18 protein-coding genes and 1 tRNA gene are annotated in these 16,922 nt (G+C 64.8%); 8 read left to right on the top strand and 11 right to left on the bottom strand.

Annotation, left to right across the window (positions count from 1 at the left end; translation table 11 throughout):
- Positions 1 to 162: 162 nt before the first annotated feature.
- Positions 163 to 1,686 (bottom strand): group II intron reverse transcriptase/maturase, encoded by a 1,524-nt coding sequence (gene ltrA / locus ACTJKF_RS29450; protein WP_440621833.1) that lies wholly within the window; start codon positions 1,684 to 1,686, stop codon positions 163 to 165.
- A gap of 671 nt (positions 1,687 to 2,357) precedes the next feature.
- On the opposite strand from ltrA, the gene ACTJKF_RS29445 reads away from it, so the two are divergent.
- Positions 2,358 to 3,014 carry an SOS response-associated peptidase family protein gene (locus ACTJKF_RS29445; RefSeq protein WP_440628455.1) on the top strand — a complete coding sequence of 219 codons (657 nt, stop codon included), beginning with the start codon at positions 2,358 to 2,360 and terminating at the stop codon, positions 3,012 to 3,014.
- Positions 3,015 to 3,089: 75 nt separating this feature from the next.
- Here the strand turns inward: ACTJKF_RS29445 and ACTJKF_RS29440 are convergent, their stop codons facing one another.
- The gene (locus tag ACTJKF_RS29440; protein ID WP_440628454.1) at positions 3,090 to 3,665 is read right to left on the bottom strand and encodes a hypothetical protein; all 576 of its coding nucleotides are present in this window, start codon (positions 3,663 to 3,665) and stop codon (positions 3,090 to 3,092) included.
- A gap of 65 nt (positions 3,666 to 3,730) precedes the next feature.
- On the opposite strand from ACTJKF_RS29440, the gene ACTJKF_RS29435 reads away from it, so the two are divergent.
- Positions 3,731 to 3,836, top strand: a tRNA-Cys gene (locus ACTJKF_RS29435).
- A 93-nt stretch (positions 3,837 to 3,929) separates the two neighbouring features.
- On the opposite strand, the gene ACTJKF_RS29430 is transcribed toward ACTJKF_RS29435, so the two are convergent.
- The 3 genes from ACTJKF_RS29430 to ACTJKF_RS29420 form a co-directional block, all read right to left on the bottom strand.
- The gene (locus tag ACTJKF_RS29430) at positions 3,930 to 4,718 is read right to left on the bottom strand and encodes a hypothetical protein (protein ID WP_440628452.1); all 789 of its coding nucleotides are present in this window, start codon (positions 4,716 to 4,718) and stop codon (positions 3,930 to 3,932) included.
- Between the two features lie 66 nt (positions 4,719 to 4,784).
- Positions 4,785 to 5,333 (bottom strand): N-acetyltransferase family protein, encoded by a 549-nt coding sequence (locus ACTJKF_RS29425; RefSeq protein WP_440628451.1) that lies wholly within the window; start codon positions 5,331 to 5,333, stop codon positions 4,785 to 4,787.
- Positions 5,330 to 5,989 (bottom strand): helix-turn-helix domain-containing protein, encoded by a 660-nt coding sequence (locus ACTJKF_RS29420; protein ID WP_440628458.1) that lies wholly within the window; start codon positions 5,987 to 5,989, stop codon positions 5,330 to 5,332. The genes ACTJKF_RS29425 and ACTJKF_RS29420 overlap by 4 nt, the downstream gene beginning before the upstream one ends.
- Positions 5,990 to 6,136: 147 nt before the next feature.
- Between ACTJKF_RS29420 and ACTJKF_RS29415 the strand changes: the two genes are divergently transcribed.
- Positions 6,137 to 6,373 (top strand): ParD-like family protein, encoded by a 237-nt coding sequence (locus ACTJKF_RS29415; RefSeq protein ID WP_440628449.1) that lies wholly within the window; start codon positions 6,137 to 6,139, stop codon positions 6,371 to 6,373.
- Complete coding sequence (gene map / locus ACTJKF_RS29410; RefSeq protein ID WP_440628447.1) at positions 6,373 to 7,179, top strand: type I methionyl aminopeptidase; 807 nt, start codon at positions 6,373 to 6,375, stop codon at positions 7,177 to 7,179. The genes ACTJKF_RS29415 and map overlap by 1 nt, the downstream gene beginning before the upstream one ends.
- Before the next feature lie 125 nt (positions 7,180 to 7,304).
- On the opposite strand, the gene ACTJKF_RS29405 is transcribed toward map, so the two are convergent.
- Positions 7,305 to 7,811: a GAF domain-containing protein gene (locus ACTJKF_RS29405; RefSeq protein WP_440628445.1), complete on the bottom strand. Its 507-nt coding sequence runs from the start codon at positions 7,809 to 7,811 to the stop codon at positions 7,305 to 7,307.
- A gap of 173 nt (positions 7,812 to 7,984) precedes the next feature.
- Positions 7,985 to 8,902, bottom strand: a complete 918-nt coding sequence (locus tag ACTJKF_RS29400) for a LysR family transcriptional regulator (RefSeq protein ID WP_440628443.1) — start codon at positions 8,900 to 8,902, stop codon at positions 7,985 to 7,987.
- A gap of 110 nt (positions 8,903 to 9,012) precedes the next feature.
- Between ACTJKF_RS29400 and ACTJKF_RS29395 the strand changes: the two genes are divergently transcribed.
- Both ACTJKF_RS29395 and ACTJKF_RS29390 read left to right on the top strand, forming a co-directional pair.
- Positions 9,013 to 9,879 carry a pirin family protein gene (locus tag ACTJKF_RS29395; protein WP_440628441.1) on the top strand — a complete coding sequence of 289 codons (867 nt, stop codon included), beginning with the start codon at positions 9,013 to 9,015 and terminating at the stop codon, positions 9,877 to 9,879.
- Positions 9,880 to 10,012: 133 nt separating this feature from the next.
- On the top strand, positions 10,013 to 10,504 hold the full coding sequence (locus tag ACTJKF_RS29390) for a GNAT family N-acetyltransferase (protein WP_440628440.1): 492 nt from the start codon (positions 10,013 to 10,015) through the stop codon (positions 10,502 to 10,504).
- A gap of 19 nt (positions 10,505 to 10,523) precedes the next feature.
- On the opposite strand, the gene ACTJKF_RS29385 is transcribed toward ACTJKF_RS29390, so the two are convergent.
- From ACTJKF_RS29385 to ACTJKF_RS29375, 3 genes are read right to left on the bottom strand one after another with little or no spacing between them, the layout of a single operon-like run.
- On the bottom strand, positions 10,524 to 11,396 hold the full coding sequence (locus ACTJKF_RS29385) for a cytochrome c oxidase assembly protein (RefSeq protein ID WP_440628438.1): 873 nt from the start codon (positions 11,394 to 11,396) through the stop codon (positions 10,524 to 10,526).
- A gap of 10 nt (positions 11,397 to 11,406) precedes the next feature.
- Positions 11,407 to 11,847 (bottom strand): copper chaperone PCu(A)C, encoded by a 441-nt coding sequence (locus tag ACTJKF_RS29380; protein ID WP_440628436.1) that lies wholly within the window; start codon positions 11,845 to 11,847, stop codon positions 11,407 to 11,409.
- A 14-nt stretch (positions 11,848 to 11,861) separates the two neighbouring features.
- Positions 11,862 to 12,509 (bottom strand): SCO family protein, encoded by a 648-nt coding sequence (locus ACTJKF_RS29375; RefSeq protein WP_440628456.1) that lies wholly within the window; start codon positions 12,507 to 12,509, stop codon positions 11,862 to 11,864.
- Between the two features lie 284 nt (positions 12,510 to 12,793).
- Here ACTJKF_RS29375 and otsB point away from each other — a divergent pair, with 284 nt between their 5' ends.
- Entirely contained in the window at positions 12,794 to 13,546 is a 753-nt protein-coding gene (gene otsB, locus ACTJKF_RS29370) for a trehalose-phosphatase (protein ID WP_440628434.1), read from the top strand.
- Positions 13,543 to 14,928 (top strand): alpha,alpha-trehalose-phosphate synthase (UDP-forming), encoded by a 1,386-nt coding sequence (otsA, locus tag ACTJKF_RS29365; protein WP_440628433.1) that lies wholly within the window; start codon positions 13,543 to 13,545, stop codon positions 14,926 to 14,928. Before otsB ends, otsA begins: the two co-directional genes overlap by 4 nt.
- 105 nt (positions 14,929 to 15,033) lie before the next feature.
- Here otsA and ACTJKF_RS29360 read toward each other — a convergent pair whose 3' ends face one another.
- Entirely contained in the window at positions 15,034 to 16,863 is a 1,830-nt protein-coding gene (locus ACTJKF_RS29360) for an ABC transporter ATP-binding protein (RefSeq protein WP_440628431.1), read from the bottom strand.
- Positions 16,864 to 16,922 lie beyond the last annotated feature (59 nt).

The raw sequence follows: 16,922 nt of genomic DNA, 5'->3' as shown, positions 1-16,922 counted from the left end.
AGTCGGGTAGCAGCGACGCATTGCTGCGCCGCCGCCCCCTAAGAACCGTACGTGCGAGTTTCCCCGCATACGGCTCAAGCCTCTATAAGGCCAGTGATTAAACCAACCCGGCGGCACCACGTACCGACCGGCCTATGTACCTGCTTCATGGCAGCGTGCAGACTAGCTGCGGCCGTTGCCCTTGCGACGTGCCCGGGAGATCCGACTTCGAATCGCAGCGCGCTGCGCAAAGTAGGTGTACCACTCACGATCGTAGGGATTGGCGTCCGATTGGACTTTCGGATGTCGTTCGATGGGTGTACTCGCCGCTGTCCGGAGAGACCGGAGGATAGGGCGTCCGTTATCGTCCACATGATCAGTGGCGACGGCAAATACCCATTGCCTTAGCCCAATCCGATGAAAGTAACGTTGCCGCACCCATTCCGCAGGCTTCTTGGGATGGCGTCGCTTGGCCCATTGCCATATTGCGTACCAGATATGGCTGTCCACGCGGGTGAAGGCTTCCTGTGCAACGACGTGACGGTGGTACATTGCCCAGCCGGTGATCACAGGATTGAGGGCGTCGATCAGCACGTCCTGCGGTGCTGGTCTTAGCCTTCGGATGATGTCTCGAACCTTTTGCAGGAAGGACTGCACGTTCTTCCGCGCCGGCTTGATAAGCAGTTTCTTGCCGTATCGCCGGACGTTCTGGCCAAGGAAATCATAGCCTTCCGTCAGGTGGGTGATCTTCGTCTTCTCCGGGGCGAGTTCCAGTCCTCGAGATGCAAGAAACGTGGTGACTGCCGGGGTGACTGTGTCCTGCAACACTTCCCGACTCACTCCAGTGATGACGAAGTCGTCGGCGTATCGCACGAGATTGACCTTGTGAGCTACGCGATGTGACGGATATTTGAAAACGGACGATAAAACCTTGTCCAGCCCGTTCAGCGCAAAGTTGGCGAGCACAGGGCTGATGATGCCGCCCTGTGGCGTCCCTTCGGTCGTCCTCGCGAATACACCGTCCTTCAAGTAACCGGCCCTCAGCCATTTCGCCAACACGGCCTTGTCCGTCGGCACGTGCTTTAAGAGCCACGCATGGTCGATGTTGTCGAAGCAGCCGCGGATGTCCGCTTCGAGAATCCACTGCGCCGAGACCCGTGCGCCCCGGTCTTTTGGGTTGCCGTGGTATCGGGCGTTCATGAAGCATTGCGCTATCGCGTCATGGGTAGATCGCTCTTTTCGGAATCCATAGGATTGTCCATCAGAGATCGTTTCGGATACGGGGTCGAGGGCGAGCAGGTGAAGGGCCTGCATCGCCCGATCTCGCATCGTGGGGATGCTCAGCGGGCGCAGCTTGCCGGTACTCTTGGGTATATAGATACGCTTCAGCGGCAGCGGTTGATACCCACACCGCGTCAGCGAGCCTATTGCCATGTATTTGGCATCCGGGGTCGACCAAAGCACTTTGTCAACGCCCGGTGTACGTTTGCCTTGGTTTTCCGTCACTCGTTTAACGGCTAACGCTTTGCCGTAGAACGAGGTGGTCAGTAGCCGTTGCAGAGCCTTGACCCTGTTCCAGCGACCGGCCTGTGTCGCCTTCACGATACGCGCTTGCATTCTTTTGACCATGGCGTGGGCCGCGTCCCAGTCGATGCTGTGCCACGACGTACCTTGGTCGGCCAGTGCACACGTTGACAGCCCGTTCATTTGCTTTCTCGCCTTCAAAGATTACGCAAGTTATCTCGTGATGAGAGACCAGTTGGAAGTCTGCCCACTTTCGTGTCGAGCGATGTTTCAGCTCGTATCCCGGCCATTACGGCCTGGCGTTCGCTTTCTCCAACCTCCTTTACCCGCTCCGCCCGCAGCCTCCCTCGCGGTTGGCCTGCCCCTGGGGGCGACGAGATGGGCTTACCCTGTTCCGCTGTCGCAACGGGATGACGACGGTTTCCTCTTTACGCCGGCGACACCGTGGTCTGCGTGCATTCACCACAGACTGAATGCACCCGGTCGCGTAGCTTTTGCCCTCAGCCTGTCAGCATCTTTGGCTGGACTGTAATCACGACGCTTGCGAGAATTCACTTCCGTTAACCGTGCCACCCGAGCCCTTCCGGCTCCCGCGTCGATGCTTGCAGGTGTCGCCTTCGCCTCGCGGCTCGGGCTAGGCCTTGCGGCCCCAGTCGTTGTCCTCGATGCTCCGCACCCCGCCGTTACCAGCGACGCACGATCGAGTAGGCTACTGCTGGCAGAACAGCAGGTCCCGTCCAATTGCTATTGGCGAGACAGTTGTGATAGCGACTTTGCAGGTCGCGCCTGTATGGATATACAGTTTATCGCGCGGTAAGATGAGGTCGTCAAGTCTCAAAAATTGGGGGCGGCCAGTGTGCACAAACTACAAAGCGCCTGATGAAGATCCGGGGATAAACGAGCTGAAGATCGGCATCGGTGATCTGTACCGGCGCGATCCGTGGGAGCCAGACATCTATCCTGACTATGCAGCACCGATCGCGTGGGCAGCTGGTGACGGCCTCGGTGTGGTCAAGGCCGTGTTCGGCTTCTGGCCGAAGTTCATGCAGCCTGACCGCGTCGACGAAAACGGCAAGAAGCGGAGAAAGCTCGACACGGTCAACGCCCGTTCGGAAACGGTCGGAGAGTCCCGGCTCTACGGAAAGGCGTGGCGAGCGGGGCAACGCTGCCTGATCCCGGCCCGCTGGATATACGAACCTTGTTATGAGACGGGCCGGAATGTATGGCAGCGGATCGGCCTAACCGACTGGCAATCGTATTGCGTCGCCGGCATCTGGCGGCGCTACGAGGGGGGCGATGGTCGAGCGCTGGTTGGGATGAGCATGCTGACCGTCAATGCCGACGGCCATCCAGTAATGGGACGTATGCATAAACCCGGCGACGAAAAGCGATCGGTGGTTATACTGCGCCCAGCCGATTATGACGAATGGTTGCATACATCGAATGTCGAGGCGGCACGTGTGATGCTCCAGCTTTATCCGTCGGCGGAGATGTACGCCGAGCCCAAGTAACTTTCGTTGGATGTCCCTCGCTTACTGCAACAAAAAGCCCGCTCGCAGCGGGCTTTCCTACAGCCTATAGTGCACTTACGAGGACGGGTAAAGGTTAGATAGCACTTCGGTGAATGATTCGAATAGCTGCCGTGAGGCAGATATCGGAGTCGCAGTGGGCTGCGGGCGCGAACTGTACGGTGCGACCTTGGCCACTGCGACTTTCTGTATCATAAAAACCGTTTCGGGAAACGGTCGCTGGAGTGCCGCTTCATAATCGGCGGCCTTTTTCTCCATTTCCTCCAAAGGCGTCAACTCTTTTACATGCATGACGGTGGGCGTGGTGTCAGCCGTCGACTTTCGGACGAGCAAGACCGTAACGGGCTCTTCTTTGGTCTCGGCCGGGGGAGTAATTTTGAAGTGCGCAAATGCGCCGATTCGATCACTGCCATCCATTTCGAGCTTGAACGACATTTGCCCGATGGTGGCGATGATCCCCTGTTGAGTGGGTTGCACGGAGAAGCCTGCCTCGGAAAAATAGTCGCGAAATTCGGTCGCTGCTCTCTGAAGAAGTGCTGCCTTTGCTTCTTCGTTTTGTTGCTTCAGTCGCACCGTAGCTGCTTCTACCCGCTTTCTGGCATCTTCCAATTTCTTCAAATCGTTTAGATTCATATAGGTCTCCAATAGGAAGCGATGATCTTACAGGAGCTCCCGAATCAATTCATCAAAGCAACCTGGAAGCGGTTATCTTGAGTGGTCAATTGGTTTAAGTGATTGATTTCCCATTAAATATGACGGCCTGCAAAGCCGTTTAGGCCGGTTCGACTCCGGCTCGCGCCTCCAAGTAGAACGAGATAAAGCCCTGATTCGTCAGGGCTTTTCTTTTTTCTGCTTCGGTCATGGCCAACATGCTCTTGATCCGACGGATAAACCGACCTAGTGGCCCTCGGGAGGCGTGTGTGCGGGTGCATCCTTCAGCGGCATATTCAGTCCGGCTAGCGGGGCTGGGCTGCAGGCGCCTTCAATCTGCTCAAGAAATTTCGAAGTCTGGACGTCGCGCGCCCGCGGCGAGGCAAAGTCGGTGGCGGGATGCGGCCGAATTGCCATCGCCAGCACGCGCATGCAGAGGCGCAGTGACAGAAGACGCGAGTCGACATTGAACGCTGCGACTGGAAACTGGGCGGCGCAGCTCAGCGATCCATGCGTGACAGGATCGGCTTTGGAATGGGCCTCCAGGTGTCGCTGGATGCAGTTGTCCAGCTGTTCCGTTCCGATCTCCAAAAGATTGCCGATGCTGGTGACCGTATCGCCGTTTTCCGTACCGGCAAATCTTTGTTCAATTGCCGTGTAGTCGATCACTCGACGCTGTACCCAATTCGCGTAAGCCGTCGCATAGCCTTGCGTCGCTTGCTGACGCAGGTTGTCCGCGCTATTTGACTCGAGCGTCATCATCACGTGTTTGGTGCCCGCGGCATACAGTTCGAACGAGGCCCGCAGGTCGTCGATTGCGGATCGCAGCGAGTCGCGGTCTTTCGTGATCGCTTCGCGCTGCCTGGTACTTTCATCGACGCGCTTGGTGATGTATGTGCCGACGATTCCCGATAGCAGGAATCCGATGACGACCAGAATGGCTGGATGACGCGAAATCGCGTCGAGGCGGCCGAGCAAGGCGCCCGTGCCTTGTGTCGCGGGCGTGTTCGATTGATTCGACGAGGCGTCGCTCATGAATTCGGGTCAAGGAACGGTTCGGAACAGGGTGATGTCGCCGCGCTTGCGATGACAGGCACGCCCTCAACCATCCACCGGCTGCGCCGGCGTCTCGAGTTTCAGCTGATAGAACGCCGCATCGAGCCAGCGGCCGAACTTGAATCCCGCTTCCGTAATCGTGCCCGCGTGCACGAAGCCGAGCCGCGTATGCAGCGCGACGCTGCCGCCGTTGGTCGCGTCGATGCATCCGACCAGCACGTGCACTCCGGCTTCGCGCGCACGCCGGATCAACTCGCGCAACAGATACTCGCCGAGCCCGCGGCCGCGATGGTCGCGATGCACGTAGACGCTGTGCTCGACCGTGTACTTGAACGCCGGAAACGCGCGGAACGTGCCCCAGCTCGCGAAGCCGACCAGCGTGCCGGCTTCATCGACCGCGCCGACGACCGGAAAACCGCTGGCGCGCTTCGTCGCGAACCAGGTGACCATCGCTTCCGGCGGACGCGGCCGGTAGTCGTACAACGCGGTCGAGTTCACGATCGCCTCGTTGAGGATCTCGAGGATGGCCGTGGCATGCTCGGCTTCGCTGCAATCGATCAGGCGCACGTCGTCGCGCTGTTTCGGGGCATTCATACGGACTCCTGTGCCTGTCGGCTCTGAATGGATGACACGTTCCGCGCGCCGGCGGCGGCGGGGGCATCGCAAATCGCGACGACATAGCGCGCGATCTGCGACGACGGGTTGCTGAAAATCAGCGGCTGATCGACGCGCATGGCCAGGCAGTCACCTGCATGAAGCGCGTGAAGCTGATCGCCGAACGTGACGTCGACGCGTCCATGGACGACCCAAACCTGTTGATGCAGCGCGCTTTCGCGCCCGCCCGAGTCGTACGCGACGCGCGCGCCCGGCGGGAAATCGATCTCGACGAGCTGGATCGGCGACGGCCAGCCGGGCGGCGACAGATTGCGCCGCACGTAACCGGACGCCGGATCGCGCCATTCCGCCTGCTGCGCACGCCGCACCAGCGGCTGTGCGGGCGCATCGTCGCGATCGCCGCCGAACAGTCCGGCCAGCGACACGCCGAGACCCGCGGCGAGCTTGTCGAGCACGACGGCCGTCGGGCTCGCCGACGCACGCTCGATGAGCGAGATCATCGAACGGCTGACGCCGGAACGCGCGGCGAGGGCATCGAGCGTGTAGCCTCGCAGCGTGCGCAAGTCGCGCACGCGCCGGGCGATGCGTTCGTTGATGCCGGTGTCGTCGGCAGTCGCGCTGATCAATTCTTTCATGGTGGATTTATTTTCCAGCAAACTGGAATTTGATGTCAACGGGATTCCTGCTGCGCGGACGGCTGGTCGATGGCGACCGACTGCTTGCCTGGCGACTGGCGTGCGCGTAATATACGAAACGACTACATTTCGTTTAATTAGAGACGTATGGGAATCATCAAGATATCCGAGCACATGCACGAACGGCTGCGCTCGACCAGTACCGCGCTGAGCCGTTCGATCAACGCGCAGGCGGAGCACTGGCTGCGTGTCGGGATGCTGGCGGAACTCAATCCGTCGCTGTCGTACGGCGACATCTGCCGGATGCTGATCGAGACTGAAGCGCGCGGCGGCGAGGTGGGGCCGGCGGAACCGGTGGCCCACGGCATCGAGCAGGTGGCGTGATGGCGAAGCGCGAAATCCCGATCCGCGGCACCGCGGAAATCGCCAAGTCACGCGAGGCCGCGAAGCTCGCGTCCCAGGTACTGACGATGATTACCGAGCACGTGAAGCCGGGCGTCACCACCGACGAGCTGGACGCGCGCTGCCGCGAATATATCGTCGACGCGCTCGGCGCGATTCCCGCGAACATCGGCTACCACGGTTATCCGAAGACCCTGTGCACGTCGGTCAATCACGTGGTCTGTCACGGCATTCCGTCGTCGCGGCCGATGCGCGACGGCGACATCGTGAATCTCGACATCGCGGTGATCAAGGACGGCTGGTTCGGCGACACGAGCCGCATGTACTTCGTCGGCGAGCCGGGCGAACTGGCGCGGCGCCTCGTGTCGGTCACCTATGAGGCGATGCATGCCGGCATCCGCGCGGTTCGTCCGGGCGCGACGCTCGGCGACGTCGGCTATGCGATCCAGCAGGTCGCGCATCGCGAAGGGTTCAGCGTGGTCCGCGAGTACTGCGGGCACGGGATCGGCGACGTGTATCACGACGAGCCGCAGGTGCTGCATTACGGCCGTCCGGGCACCGGCGTGCCGCTGCGCCCGGGGATGATCTTCACGATCGAGCCGATGCTGAATGCGGGCAAGCGTGATACGCGCGTGCTGGCGGACGGCTGGACGGTCGTCACGAAAGATCATTCGCTGTCCGCGCAATGGGAGCACATGGTCGTGGTGACGGAGCAGGGCTTCGAGATCCTGTCGGACGATGTGAAGCCGCAAGCGTTCGCGGCGCTTTCCGGTTCGCCTCTGGCCTGACGCGCATAGCAACGCAAGGCCGCGCGTAGTAGCGGTGCAACGAACCAGGGCCCCGATCGGGGCCCTTTGCATGTGCGGTCGCGCGGCGCCTTGCGCGCGCGATCGTCGCGACCGGCTACGCGCGCTTACTGACCGCGCGCCTTCTGCCACGCATGTTCGACGAACACGCGGCACAGCGCTTCCATCCCGTTGCGGTCCTCGTCGTCGAAACGGGCGGCGACGGGGCTGTCGACGTCCCACACGCCGATCAGCGTGCCGTCTGCGGCCACCAGCGGCACGACGATTTCCGATTCCGACGCGGCATCGCAGGCGATATGGCCCGGGAAGTCATGGACGTCGCGCACGACCTGCGTCTCGCGCGTCTGCGCGGCGGTGCCGCAGACACCCTTGCCGAGCGCGATCCGCACGCACGCGGGCTTGCCCTGGAACGGGCCGACCACGAGTTCCGACCCGTCGAAGAAATAGAAGCCGGCCCAGTTCAGGCGGTCGAGGGAGTGATAGACGAGCGCGGAGAAGTTCGCGGCGTTCGCGGTCAGGTCGCGCTCCGATTCGACGAGCGCGCGTGCCTGCTCGACGAGCGTCGCATAGCGTTCGGCCTTGGAGGCGTGAGGGTCGTGGGACAGCGTGAACATGGCTGAAATGCGAAAAGGGTTTGAACAGCGGGGTTTGAACAGCGGGGTTTGAACAGCGCGATCGTGAAAAGCGCGATGCGCGTTCCGCAGTCTACGGCACGCGCGGCCTGTCCGCAGCCACTGGGTTGCGGCCCGCGGCACCGAACGCACCGGGAGCGCGCTCGCGCCGCCGTTCAATCGGGCTCGAGTTCGGCGAACCGCTCCGCGAGGAAGTCCAGCAGTGCTCGCACGGCGGGCAGCAGCCCGCGCCGGGATGCAAACACCGCGTGCACGATCTCGCGGCGCGGTGCCCAGTCCGGCAGCACGGTCACCAGCGCGCCGCGCGCGACTTCGTCGCGGACCATCATCGTCGGCAACTGCACGACGCCGACGCCCGCGACGGCCGCCGCGCGCAGCGCGAGCATGCCGCCCGTCACGAAGCGCGGCTGATGGTGGATTTCCGCCTGCGCGCCGTCGGGGCCGCGCAGCCGCCACACGTGCGCGGCCTGCGGCACGCCGTGATCGAGGCTCGGCAGGCGAGTGAGGTCGGCCGGCACGGCCGGCACGCCGTGCTCGCCCAGCAACGCGGGGCTCGCGACGAGGCACTGGCCGCGTTCGGCCAGCACGCGCAGCGCAAGATCGCTGTCCTCGAGCGGCGGCGGGCGCACGCGGATCGCGACGTCGATTCCTTCGCCGACCACGTCGACGCGCCGGTTGGTCGCCTCCAGGTGAATCTCGACGCGCGGGCACGCGATCATGAACGCGGCGACCATCGTGCCAACCAGCGAATCGAGCAGCACGACCGGGCAACTCACCCGCACGATGCCGCGCGGCTCCTCGTGCAGCAGTGCGATCGCCTCGTCGGCGGCGTCCGCCTCGACGAGCATCGCGCGACAATGCGCGTAATAGGTCTGGCCGACGTCGGTAACGGTGAAATGGCGCGTCGAGCGCTGGATCAGCCGCATCCCGAGCCGCGCCTCGAGCAGCGCGACACGCCGGCTGAGCTTCGATTTCGGCATGTTCAGCGCGCGCCCGGCCGGTGCGAATCCGCCGTGCTCGACCACCTGCACGAAGTAATAGAGATCGTTCAGATCCCGTTCGTTATCGTTCATGAAATAGAACGCTGAGTGCGATTTTGGCAGTCTACCGGATCGATCGTTCCACCTCTATATTCCTGCTCAGGATGCGAAACACGTGTTTCGCCGCAATTCGGAGAAGGCAAATGAAGAAGATCCAGGGTGTTTACAGTGCGCCGCGCGGTCATTGGGTAGGCGACGGTTTCCCGGTGCGTTCGATGTTCAGCTATCAGTCTCACGGGGCCCACCTGAGCCCGTTCCTGCTGCTCGACTACGCCGGTCCTGCGAACTTCGAGCCGGCTTCGGCGCCGCGCGGGGTGGGCCAGCACCCGCACCGCGGGTTCGAAACGGTGACGATCGTCTATGACGGCGAAGTGGCTCACCGCGATTCGACCGGCGCGGGCGGCACGATCGGCCCGGGCGACGTGCAGTGGATGACGGCCGCGAGCGGGATCCTGCATGAGGAATTCCACTCGGAGGCGTTCACGGAGCGTGGCGGTCCGCTCGAGATGGTGCAGCTGTGGGTGAACCTGCCCGCCGCCGACAAGATGGGCGCGCCCGGCTATCAGACGATTCTGGACGGCGACATCCCGGTGGTCGAACTGCCGGACGGCGCAGGTCGCGCGCGGATCATCGCGGGCGAACTCGACGGGCGGCGCGGCCCGGCCCGCACGCATACGCCGATCGACGTGTGGGACGTGCGGCTCGCGGCAGGCGGCCGTGCACGGTTCCCGATCGCCGAAGGGCGGACGCTCGCGGTGGTCGTGCTGAGCGGCACGTTGTTGGTGAATGGCGAAACGGTCGCCCGCGAAGCGCAGTTCGTGCAACTGAGCCGCGATGGCCGCGACGTCGAGATCGAAGCGAACGGCGACGCCAAGCTGCTGATCCTGAGCGGCGAGCCGATCGATGAGCCGGTCGTCGGTTACGGGCCGTTCGTGATGAACTCGCAAGAGGAAATCCGGACCGCGATCGACGATTTCAACAACGGCCGCTTCGGCCAGATGCCGGCATGATCGACAGGCCCCGCGCAAGGCGGGGCCTTTTTTCATGTGCGCAAGGGCGGTCGCGCGGCGCCTGCGCTTCAAGGCATAATCGACGGTTGCCGCGCGCCGGCCGGCGCGCCCGAATCAGGACCCAGGACCGCAAATGAACGCTTCCGCACCTGCCGCATCCCCGCGCGCCGCCGAGCTGGACTGGCGCTGGAAATTCTTCGACGCGCTGACGGCGCGTGAAATCTATTCGATCCTCGCCGCGCGCAGCGCCGTGTTCGTCGTCGAGCAGAATTGCGTGTATCGCGACATCGACGATGCGGACCAGGCGGCGTGGCACCTCGCTGCATACGATTCGGCAGACCGTCTCGCCGGCTACCTGCGCGTGCTGCTGCCGGACGCGCAGCACCCCGACGTGCGTATCGGCCGCGTGCTGACGACCGCCGCGTTTCGCGGCGCGGGTCTCGGGAACGGACTGCTGTCGCGCGCGATCGAGCACATTCGTGCGCAGTGGCCCGATACGCCGGTGAGCCTGCATGCGCAGGCCCACCTGCAGCGCTTCTATGGGGCATTCGGCTTTACGCCGAGCTCCGACGTGCACGACGAGGACGGCATCCCGCACGTGTGGATGAGCAGCGCGCGCGTTTGACGCGCGGTGCGGCGCGCCGTCAGTGGGCGGCGCGTGTCGCCGACGGGGGTTCCGCGCGCCGGGTGGCCACCCGCTCTTCAATCAAACGGCCGCGTGCGGACAGCCGCAGCCAGTGCCGCAACGCGATCAGCGCGCCGATCACGCTCATCATCGACCCCGGAATCCACAGCAGCAAGCCGCCAATCTGCTGGTCGCGCAGCGGGCTCAACCAGGTGAACGCGCGTCCGCAGATCGAGTAGATCGGATACAGCTCGTGCGGCGTGAAGAAGATCAGCGCACCGAGCGCGATCTGCGGCGGGATCGCCGCGACGACGATCAGGATCCGGCGGCCCGGCGACAGCCGCGCGGGCGGCGCGGGACGCGGATCGACGACGAGCCACCAGAACAGCAGCCCGTCGATCACCATGCTCCAGTTCATCACGCGATACAGGCGCCAGTCGAGCATCGCGACGAAGTGGATCGGCGACAGCAGCCAGAAATAAATCAGCCCGACGAACAGCACGACCGCGACGACCGGATGGAACACCACGTCGAGCGTCGCGCGCACGGGTGCCCACGCGAGGGCGGGGCGCACGAAGCGCTGCCGCCAGCGGAACGGGATGCCCGCGCGGATCGCCGCCCCCGGGTACGCCAGCGCGATGAAGAACGGCCCGAGGTGATGCAGCACGAGATGCTGCGCGCGGTGCATGAAGAATTCATGCTCGAAGAAGTAGTCGAGCCGCGTATGCAGCGCGATGTAGAGCGCCGTCAGCCCGAACCAGAACGAGAACTGCCGCAGCGGCGACACCTTTGCCTTCCTCACGCCGCGCGCGAACAGCACGGCGGCCGTCAGCACCGCGATGACCACGGTCGGCGACGGTTCCCACGGATCGAGCCAGTACAGGACGTTCATCGCGGGCGCATCACTTCGCCTGGGCCGGTGACTTCACGGCGAACGGCGTATCGACCGTTTCGCCGTCGGAGAACTTCAGGCGCAGGCGCACGGTGTCGCCCGGCTTGATCGTGTGCTTCGGTTCCTCGAGCATGAAGTGATAGCCGCCCGGCGCGATGTCGACCTTGCCGCGTGCGGGGATGGTCAGCTTGTCGACCATTTCCATCTTCTGCGTCGAGCCGTTCGACACGGTCTGGTGCAGCATCGCCATCCCGTAGTCGGGGCTGTCGACATCGACGAGATCGACCGGCTTGTCGCCCGTGTTGACGAGGGTCACGTAACCGCCCGCGGGCAGCTGGTTCGGCAGCCAGCGCACCCATCCATTCTGCGCGGTGATCGCGCCGGCGGCGCAGGCGTGCGCGCTGGTGCACAGCGCGGCGATGAGGGCGAATGTCTTGAGGGTCGTCTTCATGTCGGAGTTCGGATTCAGGAGGAAGTGGAGGCCGTGTCGATGATGCGCCGCACGTCGGTGGCGATGGCGTCGGGCGAGTCGCTGTCGGTCGCGAGCAGGCGCGCGCGGCCGTTCGCATCGAAGATGTAGACGGCCGAGCTGTGCGTGACCTCGTAGCCGCCGGACGGATCGCGTTGTTCCATCTGGTACGCGACGCGATAGCGTTTCGCGAGCGATTCGATCTGGCCGTCGGTGCCGGTCAGGCCGCGCGCGTGCGCGGCGTCGAACGCGGCGACGTACGACTGCATCGCCTGCGGCGTGTCGCGCGCGGGGTCGACCGACACGAACAGGATGCGCACGTCGTTTGCCTGCGGACCGAGCTTCGCGAGCACTTCCATCAGCCGCGCCATCGTTTCCGGGCAGACGTCCGGACAATGCGTGTAGCCGAAGTAGACGAGCGCGATGTGGCCGCGAAACGCGTTCGCGTCGACCGGATGGCCGTCGCCGCCGGTGAGCGTGAACGACAGGTCGGGCAGGTGGCCGGTGACGTTGGTCAGGTGCCAGTTCGGCTCGTCGTGTGTGCAGGCAGCGAGCGCGACGGCGGCGGTCAGCGCGGCGGCCGTGCGGATGAAGCGGGCGAAACGGTTGAGGCGCCGGCGCGGCGCGGGACGGGCAGACGGCATCTTGGGGACTGTTTCCATATGAAACGCTCGTCGACCGGCGCGGCGCCATGCGTCGCGCGGCCGACGGTTGCCGACTGTAGCGCAATTCCCGCGCCCGCGTCCTTTCGAAACCCGTACGGGGCGGGCGAGCGGGGCAATATGTCGCAGTTGACGCGGGAGGCGGCGCGAGGTCCGCCCTGTACCGGATTCGCCCATCTCGGTACGCAGGCGCGGTAAGATGCGCACAATTCCATTCTCGCAGCGGCGGCCCGCGTTTGCTGGCCGTTCCTCAGGCTATCGAATCGATGCAATCCGTTCCGGCTTCCCTGTCCCTGACCGATACCGCGTTTTTTTTCGACTTCGACGGCACGCTCGTCGAGCTGGCGCCGACGCCCGACAGCATTCACGTGCCGCCGTCGTTGCTGACGCTGCTCGATGAATTGCGGCGCCGCTCGCACGGCGCGGTCGCCATCGTGTCGGGTCGCGGCATCGACAACCTCGACACGTTCCTGAACCTGCCGGGCCTGCCGATGGCCGGCCTGCACGGCGCCGAGCGCCGTGACGCGAACGGCGACACGCAGCGCATCGGCTTCAACGACGAACGGCTGCTGCGCATCGAACGCGAGCTCGCGTCCGTCGTCGACCGTCATCCGGGCATGCTGCTCGAAATCAAGGGTGCGGCCGTCGCGCTGCACTACCGCAACGCGCCCGAGCGCGAGCCGGCCGCGCGCGAAGCGGCCGAGCGTCTCGTGGCCGACTATGCGGATGCGTACGTGCTGCAACCCGGCAAGATGGTATTCGAGATCAAGCCGAAGGGCGTCGACAAGGGGCGCGCGCTGGCCGCATTCCTCGACGAACCGCCGTTCGCGGGCCGCATGCCGCTGTTCGCGGGCGACGACCTGACCGACGAGAAGGGTTTCGCGGTGGTCAACGCGCGTGGCGGCCTGTCGATCAAGGTCGGCGCGGGCGAGACGTCGGCCCGCATGCGGCTCGACTCGGTCGACGCGCTGCACGAGCAGATCGCCTGCTGGCTTGGCGCGGAGCAGCCGGGCGCATGAGTCGACTCATCATCGTTTCAAACCGCGTCGCCCCGATTTCGGAAGGCGAACCGGCGGCGGGCGGCCTTGCGATCGGCGTCTACGATGCGCTGAAGGAGACGGGCGGCATGTGGTTCGGCTGGAGCGGCGAGGTGGTCGCATCCGGTGCGCCGCAGCCGCAGATCCGCATCGAGGAGCGCGGCCCAGTGACCTTCGCGACCGTCGGTCTGTCGCGCCGCGATTACGACCAGTACTACCGTGGTTTCTCGAACGCGACGCTGTGGCCGGCGTTCCATTACCGCGCCGACCTGATCCAGTACGACCGCCACGAATTCGACGGCTACCGCCGCGTGAACGTCTGGCTCGCGCAGCAGCTCGTGCCGCTGCTGCAGGACGACGACGTGATCTGGGTGCACGACTATCACCTGATCCCGTTCGCGCGCGCGCTGCGGGCGGCCGGCGTGAAGAATCGCATCGGCTTTTTCCTGCACATCCCGTTTCCGGCCGCGCAGGTGCTCGTCAACGTGCCGCCGCACCGCGAGCTCGTCGAGTCGCTGTGTGCGTTCGACCTGCTCGGCTTCCAGACCGAGCCCGACTTGCGCGCGTTTTGCGATTACGTCGAGTTCGAGGCCGGCGGCGCGGTCGCGCGGGAAGGGCACACGGTGCGCGTGAACGCATTCGGCAACACGCTGCGCGCGGCCGCCTATCCGATCGGTGTGTACCCGGACGAGATCGCGTCGCTCGCGCAGGCGGGCGAGAACGGCAAGGCCGTGCGCACGCTGGCGACCTCGCTGCGCGGGCGCCAGCTGATCATGAGCGTCGACCGGCTCGACTATTCGAAGGGGCTCGTCGAGCGGTTCCGCGCGTTCGAGAAGCTGCTTGAGCATCAGGCGTCGATCCGCAACCGCGTGTCGTTCCTGCAGATCGCGCCGTCGACACGCGCGGACCTGCGCGCGTACCAGGACATCCGCCTGCAGCTCGAAGCGGAGTCGGGGCGCATCAACGGCCGCTATGCGGAGCTCGACTGGGCGCCGATCCTCTACATTCACCGCCAGTACGACCGCCAGGTGCTGGCCGCGTTGTATCGCCTCGCGCGCGTGGGTTTCGTGACGCCGTTGCGCGACGGGATGAACCTGGTCGCGAAGGAGTACGTGTCCGCGCAGAATCCGGACGATCCGGGCGTGCTGGTGCTGTCGCGCTTCGCGGGCGCCGCGCGCGAGCTGACGGGCGCGCTGATCGTCAATCCGATCGACATCGACGGGATGGCCGACGCGCTGTCGCAGGCCTTGACGATGCCGCTCGCCGAGCGGCGCGCGCGCTACGCGGACATGATCGGGCAGCTGCGCGAGAACAACGTGTCGGTGTGGCGCGACAACTTCCTGCGCGACCTTCAGCGCGTTTGATCGGCGCGCTGCGCGGCGCAGGCCGCGCGATGCCATGAAAAAGCCGCCGTGCGTGAAGCACGGCGGCTTTTTTATCGGCCCAGGACGATGCTGCGTACCGCGGCGTCAGGCCACGCGTTCGCCGGTCGGTGCCGTGCCGTCGGGGGTGTGATGGCGGCCGTGCTGTTTCGCGAGCAGGTCGCGGTACAGGCCCGGACGATTGCGCAGCACGTCGGGGTTGCCGTCGTCGATCACCTTGCCGTTGCTCATCACGATGATCCGGTCGAAGTTGCGCAGCGTCGACAGCCGGTGCGCGATCGCGATCACCGTGCGACCGACCATCAGGCGGTCGAGTGCGCTCTGGATCGCTTCTTCCGACGCACTGTCGAGTGCGGACGTCGCTTCGTCCAGCAGCAGGATCGGTGCGTCCTTCAGGATCGCGCGCGCGATCGCGATGCGCTGGCGCTGGCCGCCGGACAGCTTCACGCCGCGGTCGCCGACAATCGTGTCATAGCCTTCCGGCATCGCGTCGATGAATTCCGCGCAGCGCGCGTCGCGCGCGGCGGCGAGCACTTCCTCGCGGGTCGCCTCGGGGCGGCCGTACGCAATGTTGTCGTAGATGGTCCGGTGCAGCAGCGAGATGTCCTGCGGCACGAGCGCGATCGCGTGGCGCAGGCTGTCCTGCGTGATCGCCTTCACGTCCTGGCCGTCGACCTTCACGGCGCCGTCCTGCGTGTCGTAGAAGCGCTGCAGCAGCGCGAGCACGGTCGACTTGCCGGCGCCCGACTTGCCGATCAGGCCGACGCGCTGTCCCGGTTCGATATGCAGGTCGAAGTGGTCGAGGATCGCGCGGCGGTGCGGATACGCGAACGTCACGCGTTCGAAATCGACGCGGCCACCCTTGGCCGACAGCGGCTGTGCATCGGAGCTGTCCGGCATCCCGTGCGGCTCGAGCAGCGTCTTCACGGCTTCGGACAGGCGTGCGACGTGCTGTGTGACGTCGACCAGCGCGACCGCGAGATCGCGCGTGCCGTGCAGGATCGTGAAGCCGAGCGAGCTGACGAGCACGATGTCGCCGGAGGTCGCGCGGCCCTGGTCCCACAGCCACAGCGCCCAGCCGAGCAGGCCGGCGGACAGCATCGCGGTGATCACCGCATGCAGCAGGCGCAGCTTTTCGAGGTAGAGCAGGCTTTGCTGGCGCGCGTCCATCTCGGCCTTCACCGTCGCGCCGAAGCGCTTCTGTTCGCGCAGCGTCATGCCGAATGCGCGCACGAGGCCCATGTTGCCGATCACGTCGACGAGTTCGCCGTCGACCGCGGCGGCCTTCGACGCGAACGTGTGATGGCGTGCGGAGCCGCGGCCGGCGAGCTTGAACAGCACGATGGCGAGCACGGCCGAGCAGCCGAGCAGGCCGGCGGCCATCAGCGGATTCACGACGATGATCATCAGGATCGCGCCCATCACCGCGATGCACGGCGGCAGCACGTTCCACGCCATCGTGTTTTCCGACGTATAGACGGCGTTCGACGTGGCGGTGATCCGGCTCGCGAGCGTGCCGGGCTGCTTTTCCGAGTAGTAGGTCGGCGAATGACCGATCAGGTACTGGAACAGGTCGCGCCGCAGGTCGCCGGTGACGGCGACGAACGTGTGCGCGGCGACCCAGCCGCCGACGCGCCATAGCAGGTTATCGGCCGCGATCAGCCCGACGAGCAGCGCGAACGCGCTCCACAGCGGGCCCGGATGATGGCGCCCGGCCGCGAGCACGTCGATCAGGTGCTTGATCGCGTATTGCGAGCCGAGTGCGCAGCCGACGGCGGCCAGCACGCTGCAGAACACGATCAGGTGCGCGACGGGATGCAGGCGGATGTAGCGGAACAGGAACGCGATCGGCCGATGCGCGTAGCTCGACAGCTTCGCGTTGTGGGCGTTGCGCTGGGCAGGGGTAAAAGATTCCAAAATATGCGTGCGGTGATTCGGTGATTGAGCGGTCGGCTGGATCGCAGCCGGCGGTCGCC

The organism is Burkholderia sp. 22313, assembly GCF_052045245.1.
GTDB lineage: Bacteria > Pseudomonadota > Gammaproteobacteria > Burkholderiales > Burkholderiaceae > Burkholderia.
Note: the sequence above shows the minus strand (reverse complement) of the source record. Positions and strands in the feature narration are given on the sequence as shown.

What these genes read in the sequence shown, in the direction of transcription:
- ltrA (WP_440621833.1), bottom strand. Translation starts at nt 1,686, where the DNA reads ATGAACGGGCTGTCAACGTGTGCACTGGCCGACCAAGGTACGTCGTGG.
- ACTJKF_RS29440 (WP_440628454.1), bottom strand. Translation starts at nt 3,665, where the DNA reads ATGAATCTAAACGATTTGAAGAAATTGGAAGATGCCAGAAAGCGGGTA.
- ACTJKF_RS29430 (WP_440628452.1), bottom strand. Translation starts at nt 4,718, where the DNA reads ATGAGCGACGCCTCGTCGAATCAATCGAACACGCCCGCGACACAAGGC.
- ACTJKF_RS29425 (WP_440628451.1), bottom strand. Translation starts at nt 5,333, where the DNA reads ATGAATGCCCCGAAACAGCGCGACGACGTGCGCCTGATCGATTGCAGC.
- ACTJKF_RS29420 (WP_440628458.1), bottom strand. Translation starts at nt 5,989, where the DNA reads ATGAAAGAATTGATCAGCGCGACTGCCGACGACACCGGCATCAACGAA.
- ACTJKF_RS29415 (WP_440628449.1), top strand. Translation starts at nt 6,137, where the DNA reads ATGGGAATCATCAAGATATCCGAGCACATGCACGAACGGCTGCGCTCG.
- map (WP_440628447.1), top strand. Translation starts at nt 6,373, where the DNA reads ATGGCGAAGCGCGAAATCCCGATCCGCGGCACCGCGGAAATCGCCAAG.
- ACTJKF_RS29405 (WP_440628445.1), bottom strand. Translation starts at nt 7,811, where the DNA reads ATGTTCACGCTGTCCCACGACCCTCACGCCTCCAAGGCCGAACGCTAT.
- ACTJKF_RS29400 (WP_440628443.1), bottom strand. Translation starts at nt 8,902, where the DNA reads ATGAACGATAACGAACGGGATCTGAACGATCTCTATTACTTCGTGCAG.
- ACTJKF_RS29395 (WP_440628441.1), top strand. Translation starts at nt 9,013, where the DNA reads ATGAAGAAGATCCAGGGTGTTTACAGTGCGCCGCGCGGTCATTGGGTA.
- ACTJKF_RS29390 (WP_440628440.1), top strand. Translation starts at nt 10,013, where the DNA reads ATGAACGCTTCCGCACCTGCCGCATCCCCGCGCGCCGCCGAGCTGGAC.
- ACTJKF_RS29385 (WP_440628438.1), bottom strand. Translation starts at nt 11,396, where the DNA reads ATGAACGTCCTGTACTGGCTCGATCCGTGGGAACCGTCGCCGACCGTG.
- ACTJKF_RS29380 (WP_440628436.1), bottom strand. Translation starts at nt 11,847, where the DNA reads ATGAAGACGACCCTCAAGACATTCGCCCTCATCGCCGCGCTGTGCACC.
- ACTJKF_RS29375 (WP_440628456.1), bottom strand. Translation starts at nt 12,509, where the DNA reads ATGCCGTCTGCCCGTCCCGCGCCGCGCCGGCGCCTCAACCGTTTCGCC.
- otsB (WP_440628434.1), top strand. Translation starts at nt 12,794, where the DNA reads ATGCAATCCGTTCCGGCTTCCCTGTCCCTGACCGATACCGCGTTTTTT.
- otsA (WP_440628433.1), top strand. Translation starts at nt 13,543, where the DNA reads ATGAGTCGACTCATCATCGTTTCAAACCGCGTCGCCCCGATTTCGGAA.